The sequence below is a fragment of the Streptomyces sp. LBL genome, assembly GCF_029893585.1.
In the GTDB taxonomy this organism is placed as follows: domain Bacteria; phylum Actinomycetota; class Actinomycetes; order Streptomycetales; family Streptomycetaceae; genus Streptomyces.
Genome location: NZ_JARXYX010000007.1, coordinates 181,831 through 198,945, shown reverse-complemented (window position 1 = coordinate 198,945; position 17,115 = coordinate 181,831). Strand labels below are relative to the sequence as shown.

General features: G+C 69.1%; 17 protein-coding genes. 1 reads left to right on the top strand and 16 read right to left on the bottom strand.

What is annotated here, in order from left to right; genetic code table 11:
• Positions 1 to 99 precede the first annotated feature (99 nt).
• From M2271_RS11065 to M2271_RS11010, 12 genes are all read right to left on the bottom strand, one after another.
• The gene (locus M2271_RS11065) at positions 100 to 534 is read right to left on the bottom strand and encodes a hypothetical protein (RefSeq protein WP_280886959.1); all 435 of its coding nucleotides are present in this window, start codon (positions 532 to 534) and stop codon (positions 100 to 102) included.
• Positions 535 to 1,644: a hypothetical protein gene (locus M2271_RS11060; protein WP_280886958.1), complete on the bottom strand. Its 1,110-nt coding sequence runs from the start codon at positions 1,642 to 1,644 to the stop codon at positions 535 to 537.
• Complete coding sequence (locus tag M2271_RS11055) at positions 1,641 to 2,567, bottom strand: hypothetical protein (protein ID WP_280886957.1); 927 nt, start codon at positions 2,565 to 2,567, stop codon at positions 1,641 to 1,643. The genes M2271_RS11060 and M2271_RS11055 overlap by 4 nt, the downstream gene beginning before the upstream one ends.
• Before the next feature lie 13 nt (positions 2,568 to 2,580).
• Positions 2,581 to 3,513 carry a phage tail domain-containing protein gene (locus M2271_RS11050; protein ID WP_280886956.1) on the bottom strand — a complete coding sequence of 311 codons (933 nt, stop codon included), beginning with the start codon at positions 3,511 to 3,513 and terminating at the stop codon, positions 2,581 to 2,583.
• The gene (locus M2271_RS11045; RefSeq protein ID WP_280886955.1) at positions 3,513 to 7,778 is read right to left on the bottom strand and encodes a phage tail tape measure protein; all 4,266 of its coding nucleotides are present in this window, start codon (positions 7,776 to 7,778) and stop codon (positions 3,513 to 3,515) included. Before M2271_RS11045 ends, M2271_RS11050 begins: the two co-directional genes overlap by 1 nt.
• 34 nt (positions 7,779 to 7,812) lie before the next feature.
• Positions 7,813 to 8,211 (bottom strand): hypothetical protein, encoded by a 399-nt coding sequence (locus M2271_RS11040; RefSeq protein ID WP_280886954.1) that lies wholly within the window; start codon positions 8,209 to 8,211, stop codon positions 7,813 to 7,815.
• Positions 8,154 to 8,645, bottom strand: coding sequence for a hypothetical protein (locus tag M2271_RS11035; RefSeq protein ID WP_280886953.1), 492 nt, complete (start codon positions 8,643 to 8,645; stop codon positions 8,154 to 8,156). The genes M2271_RS11040 and M2271_RS11035 overlap by 58 nt, the downstream gene beginning before the upstream one ends.
• 68 nt (positions 8,646 to 8,713) lie before the next feature.
• The gene (locus tag M2271_RS11030) at positions 8,714 to 9,376 is read right to left on the bottom strand and encodes a hypothetical protein (RefSeq protein ID WP_280886952.1); all 663 of its coding nucleotides are present in this window, start codon (positions 9,374 to 9,376) and stop codon (positions 8,714 to 8,716) included.
• 131 nt (positions 9,377 to 9,507) lie between these two features.
• Positions 9,508 to 9,861, bottom strand: a complete 354-nt coding sequence (locus M2271_RS11025; RefSeq protein ID WP_280886951.1) for a hypothetical protein — start codon at positions 9,859 to 9,861, stop codon at positions 9,508 to 9,510.
• Positions 9,862 to 9,947: 86 nt separating this feature from the next.
• Positions 9,948 to 10,376 carry an HK97 gp10 family phage protein gene (locus M2271_RS11020; RefSeq protein WP_280886950.1) on the bottom strand — a complete coding sequence of 143 codons (429 nt, stop codon included), beginning with the start codon at positions 10,374 to 10,376 and terminating at the stop codon, positions 9,948 to 9,950.
• Positions 10,376 to 10,807, bottom strand: coding sequence for a DUF6093 family protein (locus M2271_RS11015; RefSeq protein WP_280886949.1), 432 nt, complete (start codon positions 10,805 to 10,807; stop codon positions 10,376 to 10,378). The genes M2271_RS11020 and M2271_RS11015 overlap by 1 nt, the downstream gene beginning before the upstream one ends.
• On the bottom strand, positions 10,797 to 11,168 hold the full coding sequence (locus M2271_RS11010; protein WP_280886948.1) for a hypothetical protein: 372 nt from the start codon (positions 11,166 to 11,168) through the stop codon (positions 10,797 to 10,799). Before M2271_RS11010 ends, M2271_RS11015 begins: the two co-directional genes overlap by 11 nt.
• Before the next feature lie 238 nt (positions 11,169 to 11,406).
• On the opposite strand from M2271_RS11010, the gene serS reads away from it, so the two are divergent.
• Complete coding sequence (gene serS / locus M2271_RS11005) at positions 11,407 to 12,687, top strand: serine--tRNA ligase (protein ID WP_280886947.1); 1,281 nt, start codon at positions 11,407 to 11,409, stop codon at positions 12,685 to 12,687.
• 53 nt (positions 12,688 to 12,740) lie between these two features.
• On the opposite strand, the gene M2271_RS11000 is transcribed toward serS, so the two are convergent.
• The 4 genes from M2271_RS11000 to M2271_RS10985 are packed head-to-tail and all read right to left on the bottom strand — an operon-like array spanning position 12,741 to position 17,087.
• A complete protein-coding gene (locus tag M2271_RS11000) occupies positions 12,741 to 13,586 on the bottom strand; it encodes a TauD/TfdA family dioxygenase (protein ID WP_280886946.1) in 846 nt (281 codons plus the stop codon).
• A gap of 38 nt (positions 13,587 to 13,624) precedes the next feature.
• Positions 13,625 to 14,800 carry an amidohydrolase gene (locus tag M2271_RS10995; RefSeq protein WP_280886945.1) on the bottom strand — a complete coding sequence of 392 codons (1,176 nt, stop codon included), beginning with the start codon at positions 14,798 to 14,800 and terminating at the stop codon, positions 13,625 to 13,627.
• Positions 14,797 to 15,777, bottom strand: coding sequence for an aldo/keto reductase (locus M2271_RS10990; RefSeq protein WP_280886944.1), 981 nt, complete (start codon positions 15,775 to 15,777; stop codon positions 14,797 to 14,799). Before M2271_RS10990 ends, M2271_RS10995 begins: the two co-directional genes overlap by 4 nt.
• Entirely contained in the window at positions 15,774 to 17,087 is a 1,314-nt protein-coding gene (locus tag M2271_RS10985; protein ID WP_280886943.1) for a radical SAM protein, read from the bottom strand. The genes M2271_RS10990 and M2271_RS10985 overlap by 4 nt, the downstream gene beginning before the upstream one ends.
• Positions 17,088 to 17,115: the final 28 nt, after the last annotated feature.

Here is a 17,115-nt window from a genome sequence, read left to right as displayed (position 1 = left end):
GGACCTGCATGGTCTCAACCGCCCCTGTCGTCACCGAGTTGGAGTCGAGACTTGCACAACACACTGCAACTAGTGCAAGCGGATGCCCAGGTGATCTCCTTAATCGAGGCCATCCGCACGGCACTCAGCCCCATCCAAGCTCAACCACGACGCTTTCACACTGCCGCCGTCCTGGACCCGTAGTGTGACCTGGCCCTTGGGGTCGATGTCGAGGTGGAGTTCACGGCGTACGGCGTCGGAGGCGACCGGAACGGTGCGGGGCGCGGCGGGCCAGAAGCCGTCCGGCAGCAGGGCGACGGGCGCTTCGTCCACGGCCCGTCCGCCACTCAGCCCGATTCGGCCGCTGAATTCCAGGGTGTTCCACGGGTTGGCGCGGATCTGGGGAGGCTGCGTGGTGTCGGGCACCGTCGTGTCTCCGGTCAGCGGCAGGTCCCGCCACGGTGGATACGGTGCGCGCCGTGCCCGCTCCAGGACGGTAACACGGCGCTCCAGACCGGCCAGGCGGCGCGCGAGTTCGGCGATCGTGTCCGGCATTTACGCCTCCTCCGCCTGGTCGCCGCTCTCCTCCGGCCTGAGCGTGCGTTCCAGCTTGAGGGTCACGCGCTCAGGGGTCTCGCCTTCGCCGGGGCGTACGGTCCAGCCGACGATGCGGTTCCAGCCGTCGTACGCGGTGTGCGGCTCGTACAGCCGGATGCGGACGTCGTCGCCGACGCGCAGCGCCTCGACGGGGGCCGCGGGATGGTCTGTGACCTCCAGTTCGGTGAGCGTCGGCAGGATCTGCCGCGCCAGCCGTTCGCGGCGGGTGCGCTGCCTGAGCCTGGTCTCGTCCTTCTCGCTGGTCTCCAGCTTCTGTTCCAGGCGTAGCCGCCCGTTGCGGACGCCGTCGACCACGACCTTGCGCTTGCTGTCTTCGCCGGCGCCGAGGCCGATGACCCACTGGGCGTAGGAGTCGGCGTCCTTGACGACGTGGGGCTCGCCGACCACGTTGGCGCCGGTGGTGAAAGTCAGGTCCTCGCGGCGTCGGCCGAGGCGGGGGGCGCCCAGGATGATGCGCCGCTCGGCGCGGCGCCCGCGCCAGGTGACGGTCTCGGTCCACTCCAGACTGTCGTCGACATCGGCCATCTCGTCCACGATCTCCCCCAGGTTGCGGGGGTCGGTCTTGGAGGTGCTGTAGGGGTCCTTCGCGGTGCCGGTCTTCGCCGTCGACTTGGTGTCGTCCACCACAACCTGGAGGTCGCCGTCCGGCTGTTCTTGCGCGTACGCCCACACGTCCCGGATGACCTGGCACGGGTCGGCCTCGATGTACGGGCCGCGCCCGTGAAGGTTGCCGTGCACGTCGAAGCGGCGGTGCAGGTAGCTGGTGAACCCGGAGGCCTCGACGGGGAGTTTGGGGCCTTCCGGTTCGGCTCGCCACAGCAGCCCTCCCCACAGCAGGTGCGAGTTCCGCTCGACGAGCAGCACCACGTCTCCCGCGTCGTCGAGCAGGTCGCTCATCGCGCGGATGTACGTCGGATTCAGGGACGCGCTGAGTGAGCCCGGTCCGGACTTCTCCGGCCCGAACTCGACTTCGGTCAGCGGCAGGTTCCAGTGCAGGACCTCACCGGTTGTGGCGCGGGTGATGATGTAGCGGTAGTCGGGCATCACGCCGGGCTTTCCGTGAACTGGATGTCCGCGCTGACCGTGGTGCCCTTGGCCACCGTCAGGTCGCCATCGCCGTACTTGTCGAGCTGGTTGATCTGCACCGCAAGACGCTGGCGAGTGCCCCGGTACGCCGGAGGCAGGGTGAAGGTGTCGGCAAGCACCACACCGGCGCGGCGGGTGGTCGTGCCGTCGTCGTCAACCACAGTCGGCGGGGCGTTGTGCTCGCCCAAGCGGGTGCGCAGCTCGGCGTAGATGTTCCCGGCCTCGGCGCGCAGCCCGGAGAGGCTGACCACGATGGTGGCCTTCGTCGCCCACACAGGGATATCCACCTCCCAGGCGGCTTCCTTGGGCCAGTTCGCCCAACGGCCGTGCTGGGCGGGCACCTTCTCCGTGTCGGTCGGGTGCTCGGTGTGCAGGGTCCGCTCGGTGCGCGGATTGGCGATCCGTCGCAGGTCGGTGATCATGTCGGCGGTGACCGCGGCGGTGTTGCGGGGCAGGGTGATGCGGGCCAGAGGTATGGCGGTCATCTCCCGCAGCACGGTCGCGGCCTGGTCCACGCCTTTCACGAGGTGGAAGTAGCCGATGTCCTCCCGGCGGGGATCGCGTTCGCCCTCGTACTCGGGGTCCTCGACGCGCAGGACGAGTAGATCCGTGCGGGCGAATGGCCCGGTCGGGGGGACGTCGACGACCGCGTCGCCGATGTTGGTCTGGGTGTAGGCCCCCTGCCAGGGACGTACACCGTGGATCAGGGCGGAGCCATCGCCGACACGGACCCCTGGGCCGGGGGTCTCCAGGGGACGGACCTTGAGGTCACCGGCCTCGGCGATGCCCTGCCGGCCGCGTGTCAGGTCGCTAATCATCAGGCGCATGGCGCGGGCGGAGTGGTCTCCACCGCGCACCATCATCGGGGGCTGGACAAGGGTCACTGGTGTTCTCCGTTCACAGGGCGGTGTACGCCGACCGCCACGAGACCTCGAGGCGCGCGGTGCCGGTGGGGTCGTCGCCGCTCCAGCCGATCTCGGAGCGGCCCCGCGGAAGGGCGAACAGGTCGAGCCGCGAGGGCGGGGTGAGGTCGTTCGCGACGTTGACCTTGCCGTTGCGCAGGGCCCAGCGGGTTCTGGGCCGGGTCTCCAGCTCCACCCACTCCCCGGCGCGCAGAGCCAGGCGCAGTTCCAGGACGCGGCCGGTGACGGTGTTCCAGATCCGCGGGTTGGCGACCGGGCCGTGGATACGGATGCTGGGCCAGGACGACACGTTGCCCTGGTTGCTGATCCACCCGGGCCGGTCGTTCGGATCCGCGTGGTCCCGGCTCTCGGGCGCGCACAGCGTCTGGTCCACGGTGCGGTCGCGGCCCTTGGACCTCGCCTCCTGGTCGAGGCCCAACGACAGCTGCGACAACTCGTCGTCGTACCAGCGCGGGTCCGTGCCGGCAAACTCCAGGTCCAGCGGGATCCACCCGTTGATCGCCGTGGTGGCGCTGGTGGCCTCCGCGCGCCGCAGGCGCCCGTACATACGGCGGGTGCGGTGTCCGGGCCAGCGTCCCCGCAGCACGTGGCGGCCCTCGGGCCGGGTGCGGGCGTCCGGGTCGTCGAGGGCCAGCTCCAGGCGGGCCAGCAGGTCGGCCGCCTTGGCCGGGTCACCGGGTGTCTTGATGCTGGCCTCGAACCGCAGGGTGCGGGTGCCGTAGAAGTCCTGGCCAGGGAAGGTGCCCTCCCCGGTTGGGTTATCCACATCTTGTGGACGGGTCGCTGGCGAGCCGAGCCCTTCGATGTTCCCGATCGGGATATGGGTGCCGTGGCCGAAGACGAAGCCGCCGATCTCGAACTGCCACGGGGCCAGTTCGATGCGGGGCTGTTTGGTTGGTGTGGTCATCAAACCCTCCCGCCACGCTGCGCGTTGCGCAGGTTGCGCATCATTTCGTTGCCGATCTGCTCAGGTGTGGCGGAGCTGTCGGTGACCGTGACCGGCATAGTGCCGATCAGCGGCTGCTGCTCGCGCACGACGACGACCTGGACACGCCCGCCGGCGCGGGCGTCGACCACGCGGGTGCGGGGGCGGTCGCTGCCGGTGCGGATGTCAAAGGCCCGCACCACGCCCGCCATGACCTCCGAGGTCCGGGCTCGCTGGAATGAGCTGGCCAGTTCGGGGCTGTAGTCGCGGCTACTGCGGCCTCGTACGCCGCCGTTGGCGAACCACTCGACCTGCCCGCCGAAGCGGCCGACGACTTTCTCCACGACGGCCTTGCTGCGGTCGCGCTTCGACGGCGCCATCGGCACATACGCCTCGCCGCCGGTCTCGGGCTCCGCCCAGATGCGCCAGCTCCCGGCCGGGGCGATCTGCGCAACGTGCTGCTCAGAGCGGCCGGAGCCAGTGACTCCGCCGTCGGCGAAGTAGTCGAGGACGCCGCCGTCGGCCTGCTTGCTGGCCCGCCTGCGAAGGTTCTCGGCCTGTTGACGCACGGCGTCAGCGGCCTCGGCCCCGTCGCCGAGTGACGAGAAGACGCTCACGTGGCGCGTGGTGACGGTCACCGACTTGCCGCGCAGCGCGTCGATGCGCTGCTGGATGGAGTCGGCGGCCTTGCGAGGGCTGCTGGTCGGCACGGTCACTTTGACGTTCTTCGACCCCGGGACCTTCTCGATCCTGAAGCCCAGCGCCTCCAGCTCCTTACGGGCCTGTGCCGTGGGCGCGCGCACGATGACAGACTTCGCTCCGGGCGTGGCCCTGATCTTGGCCTGCACTGCTTCCAGGCTCTTGATGGCTGCGGCGGTCGGCGCGGAGACGCGGATGTTCTTGCTGCTCGGGGTCCGGCCTAGCTTGTCGATCAGCCCGTCGAGGTCCTTGCGGGCGGCAGCCGTTGGTGCGGTGATCTTGATCTGGCGGGTGCCAGGAACCGTCTTGACCGTGAAGCCGAGCTCGCGCAGTTTCTGCTGCGCCCCGTCGCTCAGCGAGTCGACCTTGATCGTCTTGGCGTTCGGCAGCCGGTGAAACTCCGCCTGGACCGCGATCAGGTTCGCGAGCGTGCTGTCCATGCCCTTGGTCTGCAGCAGCAGCGACACCTTCGACGGCAGCAGGCCGAGGCTGTCGGCGACGCCCTCGGCCTGCGCGCGGGTCAGTCCGTAGCCCTGCGCGGCCTTGATCGCCTCGGTGCGGGCGCGGCTCATCTGCTCGCGGGCCTTGGCCAGCCCCGCCGGCAGGGTCTCGCCGTTGCGCTGGGCCAGGTCGTAAACAGCCACGGAGGCGTCGGCCGCCGCATCCGACAGCGCGGTGAGCTGGGTGTACAGCTGCTGGCCGTTCCTGGTGGTGGTGTTCAGGGTCTTGTCCTGGTTGACCAGTTGCCTGCTGCCGTAGCCCTGCTGGCGGTTGACGCCCTTGCTGCCGTCCTGCAGGTCGAGGACGGCGCTGTTCACCTTGGCCTCGGCGGCCTGGAGGGAGATCTGGCCGCCGGAGAGCAGGTCGAGCGCCGACTTCAGGGACCGGGTGCGGGTGTCAGCGTCGGCGGTCTCGTCGGCCAGGCCGCCGACGGCGGCCTTGAGCCGGTCGTACGCCGACGTGCCGTCCCCGGTGCCCTTCGTAGCCTGCGCCAGCTCGCGGGCGTTCTTGATGGACTCGGTCATCTCGCCCTTGACGCTGCCAAGGGCATCCGCGGCGTCCTTGTACTGCTGGCCGACGTCGGTGTAGTCGAGGACGGAAACCTTGCCGGCCGCCACGTCCTTGTAGGCGCGGTGGGCGTTGGCCGTGGCCAACAGTTGCTTCTGCAGCGACTCCAGCGAGGTGCCCTGGCCGAGGTAGGCGTCGGTCAGGGTCGCGAGCGGCACGCCGGCCTGGTCGAGGACCTTGGTGAGCTGGCCCTGGTTGGTCTTGGTGTCCAGCAGGACCTGGGCTGCCTGCTGGCGCACGTTGCTGTCGATTTGCCCGCCGGACTCGCGCAGGGCCGAGGTGAGCGAGGAAATGCGCTGCTGGTGTTCGGCCGCGGCCTGGGCAGCGCGCTGCTGGCGGGCGGCGAGGAGCCCGAGGCCGATGGAGACACCCGCCATGGCGATGCCGAACGGGCCGCCGAGTGTGTTGGTGACGCCCCCGAGGGCGGAGCGCAGGCCCGAACCGGCGGCGCGGGACAGGCCGTTGAGGGTGCCTGAGAATGTCGTTCCGGCGCCGTTCGCGGTACGGAAGGCCGCGGTCATGGTGCCGAGGAATCCGACCCGCGCCTGCACCGCAGCCCACGCGGCGCCGTACCGCGACAGCGACACCCCCGCCGAGGCGGCGAGTGCCTGCTGCACCCGCATCTGCTGCGCGAGGGACTGGAACCCGCTGCGCACCGGCCCGGACACCGTGGTCGCGATGCTGGTCAGGGTCGGCTGCACACGGCGCAGGAGCAGCATGGCCAAGGCTGCGGACTGGATCGGCGCAGGCAGCGCCCCGAAGGCGCTGACCAGTCCGCCGACGACGTGGCCAAGCGGCACGAGGACGAGGGACAAGCCGGAGACGGCGTCCATGGCCACGTTGGCGACGGCGGCGATGATGTCGAACGTGCTCGCCGCCCCACCGCCCTCCTCGCCCAGCGTGGAGAACGCGGCCACGATGGGCTGCGCGCCCTCCGCGGCATGGTCCAAGACCTCGCCAAGGGTCAGAGCCGCGTTGATCAGCAGGTTCAGGCCGGTGGCCAGGGCATCTTCACCGAGCTCCGCGAGCGGGCCGACGAGCCGCCGCGCCTCATCGACGAGCGCGCCAAGACCGGATGCAGCCTTCTGCTTCAGCTCCGGCCCGTACAGCACGGCTAGGTTGCGGCCGTACTCCAGCGCCGTGGTCAGATACGGGGTGGCCCCAGCCATGCCGCGAGTGAGCAGCCGGGTGACCCACTCCAGGCCAGGGGCCATCCCCTCGTACAGGGCGATGCCGGTCTGCCGGGCCTGGGTGCGCAGCTGGGTCATCGCACCCGTGAGGCCCTGGCCGCGGGAGGCGGTGATGGCCGCCGCCGAACCGGTCTGCCCGACGGCCATGGACAGGGCGTCGAAGCTCTCGGTGCCCTGGTGGGCGAGCGCCACCGCGCCGCTGAGCGCGGGCTTGCCGAACGCGCGGGTCACTGCCGCGGTGAAGTCCTGTCCGGACATGGTGTGTTCGGCCTTCGACAGGCCGTCGATCACCGTCCGCAGACCCTTGAACCGGCCCTGGGCATCCCAGGCTTCGATGCCGAGGTCGCGCAGCGCCTTCCGCATGATCGGCGTCGGCGCTGCGAGGTTGGCGAAGACCCCGCGCAGGCTCGTACCAGCGGTCTGGCCGAGGATGCCGCTCTTTCCGAGCATGCCGACCGCGGCGGCGGTGTCTTGCAGGGAGACGCCGAGCGCATTGGCGACCGGGCCCGCGTACCGCATCGAGTAGTAGATGTCGGTGATGGACCCGGACGCGTTGTTCGCGGTCGCCGCGAGCGTGTCCGCCGCGCGGGAGGCCTGGTCAGCTCCGAGGCCGAACTGATCCATGATGTCGCCCAAGTAGCGGGCGGACGTGGCGGAGTTAACGTCGGCGGCGGCAGCGAGCTGGAGCGAGGCACGCACGGCGTCGATCGACTGATCCGCCCGGAAACCCGCCTTGCTCAGCTCGACCATGCCCTCAGCGGCATCCGCTGACGTCGCGGTCGGCAGGCTCAGGTCGTTGCCGAGTTCCTCGGCGACCGCGGCTGCCCGCTTCATCTGCGCGGCGGTCGCATCCGTCACCGCACCGAAGAGGTTCATCTGCCGCTGGTAGCGGTTGCCCTCCTCGATGATCTCGCCGGTGCCCAGGACGAGGGCCCCGCCGGCGAGCATGTTCGTGGCGGACACCCCGCGCCGCCCGGCCCCGGCGGTGGCCCGCTGCAGCCGGGACATCGACCGTGTGCCGTCCTCCCCGGCGGCGCGCAGGGCCGCACGGGCGGCTGCGGCGCGGGCGGTGATCCGGTTCAGTTCCCCGGTGGCCGCGCGCGAGGAACGATTCAGTGCGGCGAACTGTGCAGCCAGCCACGCCCCGTTGGCATCCAGCCGCGCGAGGGAGCGGTTGGCGGCATCCGTACGGTCGGCGAAGGTCCGCATCTGGCCGGAGGCAGCACGGGTTCCCGCGATCAGGTCGCGGACCTCGGCGCGCATCGCGACGGTGAGGGTGAACCCGGCCACCGCGGGCGGCCTCCTTCCAGGGTGCGGGGATGGATCAGGGGCGTGCTTCGTACTGGGCGCGCGGCAGGAGCTGGATCTTCACGCCGTAGCCCGAGCGGTCGGCCGGGACGCGGTCGCGTTCCTGCTCGATCAGCTCGCAGCCGGGGCAGCGCAGCGTGTCGGTGACGTAGGCGTGAGCGTCACCGCCACGTTGGTCATCCCACTCCTCCAGCCGGGTGTGGCACTCGGGACACACCGACCGCTGCCACTGCGCCCACGCCAGCGCCTTGGCCCGGTCCAGGTCCGTCCACCGGCCCTCGCCGCCGAGGAACTGCGAGTGCGGGATCCGGTATCGCTCGCACAGCTCCAGCTCGGCCCGCAGCTGCGCATCCCGGCTCAGCCTTTTCCCAGCTCCACCCGGCTTTCCTGCTGAACAGACCAGGCCGCCTCCCACAGCAGTCCGGCGTCCGGGGCCGACCACGTGGCCAGCAGCTCGGCGGCCTCGTCCTGGCTCATGCCGTCGAAGGACGCCGCCGCTATCAGCGCCGACGGGAAGGTATCGGGGTTGAACACCGAACCCTCCTCCGCCTGTTGCTCGGTCGGCGGATGCTGGGCGATCAGCTCTTCCAGGACCGGGCGCGGCAGTGCGAGGAAGGTCAGGAAGTCGGAGGCGTCGTCCAGCGCGGCCCGCGCTGCCTCGAGTACGGCCGCGGCCTCACCGGCACTGCGGGCGGCCCGCTCGTCGTCGGGGTTCGCCTCGGCGAGGAAGCGGGCCCGTCGGGCGGCCTGCTCGGCGTCCTCGAACCGCTGCCTGAGCTGGTCGTCGTCACAGATACGGAGCTTGTTCTGGGGCCGGGCCCGGCGGCGCAGGCGTTCCATCTTGGCCACCCACGCCCCCTCCACCGAGTCGGATGAGGGGGACGGCGGGCGCTTAGCCGGTGCATTGCGCGACACGGTCAGTCCTCGACCTGCTCGTGAACGCTTTCAGCGGTCACGATGCTCCGCAGCACCGTGACGTCGGTCTGCTCACCGCCGTGCGGGTGCTCGTGACCACCGTGGTCGTGGCCGCCGTGGTCGTGCTGCTCGTCGTCGCAGTCCTCGACCGGCGTGGGCAGCGGGTGCGGTGCGATCGCCTCGGGCACCGGGGCGTCGAGCGACGGCTCGTCGATGATGGTGAAGTCGACCTTGAACTTGGCCGCTTCGTTCCCGGTCGAGTACGTGGCAGCACGGGTGGCGACCTGCGCGGGGAACACGTCGACCGAGCGGGAACCGGGGATGTCGCCCTTGCGCAGGAAGACGACGTAGCCCTTGGCGCCCTTGGGGAGCTGCTGCTCGATGTCGTCGGAGAACCGGTCCTCGTAGAACGTCAGGCTGGAGTTCTCTGCCTTGTCGTTGCCCGGGATCGAGGAGTTGAAGGTCGAGCCCATGTCGGGGGTCTCGATCGGGTCGTTCTCCAGGGCCCAGCCCTCGATGTCCGAGACGGCATCGGTCAGGCCGAAGGCCTTGGTGATCTCCTGGCGCCTGGGGTACTTCGGATCGTTGAGGTCGGGCGCCCAGAGGATCTTGGAGATGCCGCGCCGCAGAAATCGGGTCTGGGTCGTCTTCGTGCTCGTGGACACAGGTCCGCTCCCACTTCTGGGGCAGCGTCCCGTGCCGAGGCCCTGCCCCTTGATGATCAAAGGGGGTTCGCCTGGCCTGGGGCCTAGCGTCCGCGCGGGCCTCCGCGGTGAGGATCAGGAGAAACGTTTCTTCACGCAGGGGTTACGGTGATCGTGAACCGCTGCACGTAGGACACGATAGCGCCTGCCGCCGACACAGAGGGGTCTCCTCCGGCGTCGTAGGTCAACTCCCTATCTATGACGCGAAATTGGGAAACGTACAGGTCATGGGCCCAGTGGCCGTCGCTTCGTCCGACGACGCCGGCGCGCACGCGGTCGGCCAGCCACTCGACCTGATCGCCCCGTTCCCCGACCGAGGTGACCTGGTAGGACCAGGCCGCGTCCGCGTGCCAGTCCCACAGGGGTGGACCGCTGAACTCGGCGGGCAGCGAGTCGAGGATCGTGTACGGGGCGGCGGCAGGCTCCCAACCGGATTTCCCTTGCACGCGCGGGAGTTCACCGGTTCCGCATGGGCGGCCGGTGGCGTGCTCGACCAGCGCAGCGAGTGCCCGGGTGACTGGCAGGCGGGCGGTCACGGCAGGACCCCGTCCGCCAGGGCCTGGATGAACGCCGGTTCGGTCTGCCGGAACGCGGGCTCGACGTGCGGGAACGGCGGCTGCCGGTAGTGCCGTCCGATCGAGTCCACGCCCACGAATCCGTACTCCAGCCGCCTGGCCTGCGGTGCGTCGGAGAACACCTCAGCGGTGACCTCGCCGCCACCGGTACGCATCCGCACGTCCCACGACGCGCGGTACTGCCCGGTGATCACGTTCGGGCCGGGCCTGCCGCTCGCGTTCCGCTGGATGCGGACCCGCAGCAGCATGGCGTGGTGCCGCGTGATCGTCCGGGTACGGGCGCGGGTCGCCGGGCCCATCCGGGCCAGCGCGGCGGCCAGCGCGATCGGGTCGCGGAAGGCAGTGGCGTCCGGGTGGGCGTTGGGGTGCGGGTTGGCTACGGCCATCAGTCGATCACCTGGACCCGGACGATGCGCACCACGCTGTAGGTGCCCACGGCTTCGTCGGAGACGCGGAAGCGGCGGCCGACCAGTTGCGGATCGCGTGGGCCCTCGGGGCGGATGGATCCGGCAACGCGGATCACGTCGTCGCGGCGCAGCGCCGGAGCGCCGACCGGCAGCACAGCCTGGTAGTCGGTGGTCGGCGGTTCGACGGCGACCGATCCCCCGACCGGCTGTGTGATGGCGGGACGGCTGATCGGCATCACCGCGCCGAGCCCGTCCCAGACCAGCTCCTCATCCGGCGCGGGCTGCACCAGCCTGCCCGTGGTCTCGTCCAGCACATCGTCCGTACGGCCCGCGCTGTCCCGCCATACCTCCAGCTGGTCATCCATGATGCGGTCGACAACGCGGCGCGCACCGTCCACGTCAAAGGCCACGTGCCCACTCCCCGAGCTGGGTGAGCATCGCCTTCGTCAGCGAGTTCGGCTCGACCTCGAGATCGGGGCGAGCCAGCGCCGCGCGCTCCAGCGCCTCCGGATCGATCGCTTCAAGGAACACAGCCGCGGCGGGGCCGGGGTCTGGGAGGTCGGCGACCGCGACGCGGGCCATCCCGGACCACTGGGTGCCGCCGCGGTCTGCGACGTGCAGCAGGACCTCCGGCCGTTCGCCCGCGAGATGGGTGACCGAGTACGCCTTGACGGCGCGCGGGTCCACCGGATTGCCGTCGATCTCGACGTCGGCCTTGCCTCCGTGAGCGGTGATCTGCACGTGGTGCTGGGAGTTGTCGTGGTGTTCCATTCAGCCGACGCTATGACTGATGTCGGACAGCGCCCGGCGCACACGGCCACCGTCACGCGGCGGGGTCCTTGGCAGGCGGCTGGCAGTGCCCCCTACCAACCCGCTTATCGACCTGATCGTGCGTTTTTGTGCGACGCATGGATTCCCCCTACCGTGACACGATGTCTTTGTGGCGTACCGTGCTCCTCTCCGTGCGGGGGGCGGTCCGGCGCCACTTACCCCCTTCGAGAGGTGCAGGATGATCGACCCGAATCTGTTGCTCCACGATGTGGAAGCTGTCGCAGCGGCTCTGGAGAAGAAGGGAACGTCCCCCGAGGCTGTGCACCAGGCTCACGCTGCCCTCCTGGACCGCAGGTCGGCACTCTCTGAGCTGGAGACCCTTCGGGCCGAGATGAACCGGCGCTCCAAGGAGGTCGGGAAGCTCCTCGCCCAGCGCGATCCCGCAGCAATGGAGGAACGGAAGCGCCTGGGGGAGCTGAAGGCGCAGATCAGCAAGCAGGAGGCCGAGTACCGGGAGGCGGAGGAGCAGTTCCGCCACCATATGCTGCGCCTGCCGAACCTGCCCTCTCCGGATGCTCCGGTCGGGAGCACGGAGGACAGCAATGTCGTTCTGCGGCGTGAAGGGCCTTCCGTGGAGATGTTCCAGGGGAAGGAGTACCGGCCGCACTGGGATATCGCCGCTGACCTGAAGGTATTCGACCCCGAGCGGGCGGCGAAGCTCAGCGGATCAGGGTTTGCGCTCCTGTACGGTGACGGGGCGAGGCTGTTGCGGGCTCTGGTGCAGTTCGGGTTGGACATCCATCGGGACACCTATCTTGAGACGGTCGTGCCTCACCTAGTGCGCGGTCCGATCATGGAGGGAACCGGCCACCTGCCAAAGTTCGCCGATGATGCGTACAACACCACGCTGGACGATCTGTGGTTGGTGCCCACCGGTGAGGTTCCGCTCACAGGTCTGCACCAGAACGAGATCCTGGAGCCCGGGGATCTTCCGAAGCGTTACATGACGCACACGGCGAGCTTCCGGCGCGAGGCTGGTTCGGCTGGGAAGGACACGCGGGGCTTTCAGCGGGTGCATGAGTTCCACAAGGTGGAGCTGGTGCGCATCTGTACTCCCGAGACGTTTCAGGAGGAGTTCGATGCGCTGTTGGCTGATGCTGAGAAGCCGCTACGCATGCTGGGGCTTCCCTACCGGGTCGTGGACCTGTGCACGGGTGACCTGACGTTCTCCTCGACGCGGATCTTTGATCTTGAGGTCTACGCGCCTGGTGTCGGCAAGTGGCTGGAGTGCGCGTCGGTCGGTCACTTCAGTGATTTCCAGGCCCGGCGGGGGAACATCCGTTACCGCACGGCGGAGGGGAAGACGGCGCCCGTGCACACGCTGAACGGAACCGGGATTGTCACGCCCCGCGTGTGGGCGGCGCTGCTGGAGCATGGGCAAAGGCCCGATGGCACGGTGGAGCTTCCTGAGGTGCTGGTTCCCTACATGGGGAAGAAGATCCTCGAGCCCCTGGGATGATGCCAGGAGATGTGAGGAGGGCCCCTGGGCGTCGCCGGCGGGGCCCTTCCGCGTCAATCGAGGTCGTTTAGGTTCCTGCTCCAGGTGGGGTTGGTGAGGCGCGTTCGTACCAGCGTCCGTTCTCCGGCATTCCCCTCGGGCAGCGGGCCGCGGCGATGCAGAGAGCGCCGGTTGTCGAACACCAGGACCTTGCCCTCGGTGAGGCGTAGCGCGAGATGGCCGGTGGTGGACAGTAGTGCTTGGTGCAAGCTGTCGTCCAGGTCGTGGAGGTCGTGGGCGAGGTGCGGGAATGCTGCGGCGGCAGATTCGATCTGCTCGCGCAGGTAGCGCAAGCCTTCCGAAGTGACGATTGGCGTGAAGGCCGTACCAGCGCCGCTTTCGTCGTCCAGGATCCACGGAACATCCGTCCCCCATAGCCTGCGCCAGAGGTCTGGATCTCGTGCGAGGGCGGACCGCAGTACCGCCCAGGGGAGGAGCTCGGTGGCGCCTCCTTCCTGTGCGGGCTTGATGCAGAGCAGGCATGTGAAGTCGTTCTGCCGGGCCCAGCCTGCCCCGTCGGTGTGCCAGCGGGTATCGGCGCCGTCCGGGGCGTGTAGGCGTAGGACATGCAGCGTCTGCCCCATCGTCTGGGGGACGACGAGGGCGCCCAGGGCGGCTGACAGGGCGGCGAGCAGCGGTACTGACGCCTGCCGTGGCGGGTGCGAGGTGATGACTGCCGCATGCGGCTCGGTGTCCAGGCCCTCACGCACTTGCCGCACAACCTGTTCCCACGGCTCGCCGACCGTGTCGTAGAGCCGGTGCCGCCATGCTTTTTGTCGCTGCGGGTCTTTGAGGGCAGTGTCGGAGAGTCCAAGGGTGCTCCACAGGCGCTCGATGCCACCGACCGTCTCCGCGTCCACCGCGACCAGGGCGGGGCTCAGATGGCTTGCCTGGGGTGTCACCGCGTACTCCTCCGCGGGTTGTGCGCTAGCCATGTGAAGACGTCGACGATGGGCAGGAGGGCCTGTTCGTCGAAGTCGAAGCGCGAGGTGTGCAGATCGGCGGGCGACGGGCCGGTGCCGCATCCGGCGAGGAGCATGGCACCGTCGGCGCCTTTCAGATACCAGCCGAAGTCGTCACTGACCCCGATCGGCCGGGGCGGGTAGGGGCGCCACGTGGCTCCTGTCGCCCGGCAGGCTTCGGCAGCCAGATCTACGGCCGACTCCGTGTTGCACAGCGGTGGCCGGATGTCCTGCTCCACTTTCACGTCGATGGCGGCGCCCGTCCGGGCCGCAGCCATCGCTGCCAGTGCTTGTATCTGGCTGAGGGCTTCCGATTCGGCGCTCTCTGAGAGGGCTCGCAGCGTGCCGCGGATCTCACACTCGACTGGCACGCGGTGCGGGAGAACGCCACCGGCAAGCCTCCCGATGTGGAGGGCATGCGGATGGTCTTCGTCCAGTGTCCGGCCCGCAGGCGTGGTAGGCAGCATGCCGTACAGGAGTACCCCGGCGTTCAGAGCGTCCACGCCCCCGGCCTCGGCCTGTGTTCCATGGGAGCGGCCCTGGCTACCGGTGATCCGGATCGTGATGCCTGCCACCGAGGCCAGGAGCGGGCCGGAGCGCAGGCCGATCACGCCGGTCGGCAGTTCGGGCCACAGGTGGAGCCCGAAGAACAAGGGGGGACGCATGTCGGCCGGGAGCCCTTGCAGTGCGAGGGGTGCGCCCGAGGGGTGGGATTCCTCGGCTTGCTGGAAGACGAGGAGTACGGCGTGGGAGCGGGGTGGATCGGCGGCAAGTCGGCGGCCAAGTGTCAGGACGGCTGCGGCGTGCCCGTCGTGACCGCAGGCGTGCATGACGCCAGGGATGCCTGAGCGGTACGGGGCCTCGGTTTCTTCTGGGATGGGGAGGGCGTCGAGGTCCGCGCGGAAGCCGATCACGAGGTCGGCTGTGGATGGTCCGATGCGGACGGCGACGCTGGTGGGGGCCGGGCGGAAGGGCGCAAGCCCGAACCGTGTGAGGAGACGTTCGACGTAGGCGGCGGTGCGATGCTCTCGGTGCGCTGTCTCAGGGTGGCGATGGATCACCCGCCGGATCCTGCGCAGGAGCACAAGATCGTCAACGGTTGGTTCGTTCACGGGTCGGCTCCCTCGAGGGGACGCGGCGGCGGGAATGCGCCGTCGATCTCAGTGTCCAGGGTCTTGAAGAGTTCTTCGCTGGTGATGAGGTCGAGGGCGGCAGCAGCGTCTCGCAGGTGAGCTTCGGTGCGCGGACCGATCACGGCCGCGGTGACACGTCTGAGCACCCACGCTAGGGCCGCCTGGGCGGGTCGGATGCCGAGATGCGCGCAGGCGTCCCAGAAGCCTTCCAGGGCCCTTGTGTGGCGCCTGTGGGTTGCGGTGGTGCGCGGGTCGTTTCTGCGGGGTCCTGCCCCTGTGAGGCCGGCGAGGAGACCGCGGTTGAGGGGGCTCCACGCCAGCGTTCCCATGCCGTACTCGGTGCAGGCGGGGATCACGTCGAGTTCGGCGGCGCGGACCATGGGGTTGTAGAGGCACTGTTCGGCCACGCCGCCGGGAAAGCCAGCGGTTCGCGCGGTCTCTTGGGCTTGAGCAAGGTGCCAGCCGGCGAAGTTGGAGTAGCCGAAGGAGCGGATGAGGCCGCGAGTCCGGAGGCTTTCCAAGGCGCAGAGAGTTTCGTGGATAGGTGTGGTCCGGTCGACATGGTGGAGAAAGAACAGGTCGATCGTGTCGACGCCGAGGTTGCGCAGGGAGCGTTCGCAGGCGCGGCGGACGCTCAGGGCCGACAGGCCGCCGGAGTTTGGCCAGTCGTCCACGGGCCGGTACGCCTTGGTGGCGATCAAGACTCGATCGCGGGCGTGCGGGCTGCGCTTCAGCCAGCGGCCGATGATCTGCTCGGTCCATCCTCCACCGGGCCGCCATCCGTAGACGTTGGCCGTGTCGATGAGGGTGATGCCGAGGTCGACGGCCGCGCAGAGGATGCGGTGCGCCGCAGGCTCGGGGGTGTGGGGACCGAAGTTCATAGTCCCGAGCACCAGGGGGTGTATCGCCGGGCCGCCCACTCCCAGGCGCCGCAGAGGGGGGTGGGCAGGGGTCATAGGAAGAAGCTGTGGGTCGGGCGGGGCAGCACGGCGCGGAGGTCTTCCATCCATGCGGCCACCTCGTGGATGCGTCCCTGCCTGCGCAGGTTCTCGACCTGCCGGAATATGCGGTTGAAGAAGTAGCCGCGGCCGTTGCGAGGGCAGGAGGTGGTGTAGCAGGAGGTCTGTCGGGCGTGTTCGAGGGCCGTGCGGCGCCCCTCGCCTGCCCACAGTGCCGTGAGAGGGGTGGTGGCGACGTTCCCGATGAAGTAGTCGGGGTTGCCGTACTGGTCTGAGCACAGAACCATGTCGGCGTTCGGGGTGATCTCTCCGAACCAGCCAGCGGAGAGGCATCCCATGTCGTCGCGGACGGGAAGGTCCGCTGGCGTCTCGTTCTGGGTTGAGAGCGACTGTTCGGGCACTACTACGTCAATGCCCGCCTCGCGCATCCGCCGGTTCCACGGAGAGTCCGGACCGACTGCGTTGAGGAAGCGGTCGACGGTGTCCGGGCGCATGTCGATCTGCGCCGTGTTCAAAGGGAATGCGGGGCGGAAGATCGCATAGGAGACGGCGCCGTGCCCGTATTTCTCGGCGAGGCGGCATAGGTGCTCGGCTGTGGCTTCAAGGTCGTCGAGGTTACGTTCATCGACGACCACCGACACCCCGACCTTGGTTGATCCCTGTCGGCGTGCGCCTGTCTCAGCCAGAGCGCGCAGGTTGTCCATGACCCGCTTGGCATATCCGCGGCGGGGGTCGTAGTCGTGGTGGGCCTGGTGGACGTCAGGGGTTACGGCGTTGAGGCTGACCCTGATGAATGCCAAGCGGGCGTCGAACAAGGTCGCAATGCGCTTGGGCTGGAGGAGGCTGCCGTTGGTGAACAGGCATTGCTGGAGGCCGAGTTCGGTGCCGCGGAGAGCGGCGGGGTACATCAGCGGATTCATGGTCGGTTCACCGCCGACCCACATGATGCCCACCTGGTCTTCGGCGAGGTGGGTGAGAACGTGGTCGAGTTTGTCCTTCCGCATGACGGTCATGGGGGTAGCGCGGGGGTGGTTGAAGACATCGTCGTCTGACCAGTCCTCCCGTGCGCTGCGGCAACTGCACCAAGGACAGGCGAAGTTGCACAGGTAGGTGGGAGACAGTTCGATGTGGAGGGGTTTGACGTCGTCGTAGCGGGCTTGGAGGACCAGGTCGGCTCGGTCCTCCCAGAAGACCCACTGCCCGCTTTCCACGCGGGAGGCACGGAATGCTTCCAGGTCGCCCCATGTGGCGACCTGGTCGGGCAGTGGCCAGCGCGTGCGCGTGCGCGTGCTTCCAGTGGTGTTCATGATGGTTGGGCCTCCGGTGGGCAGCTAG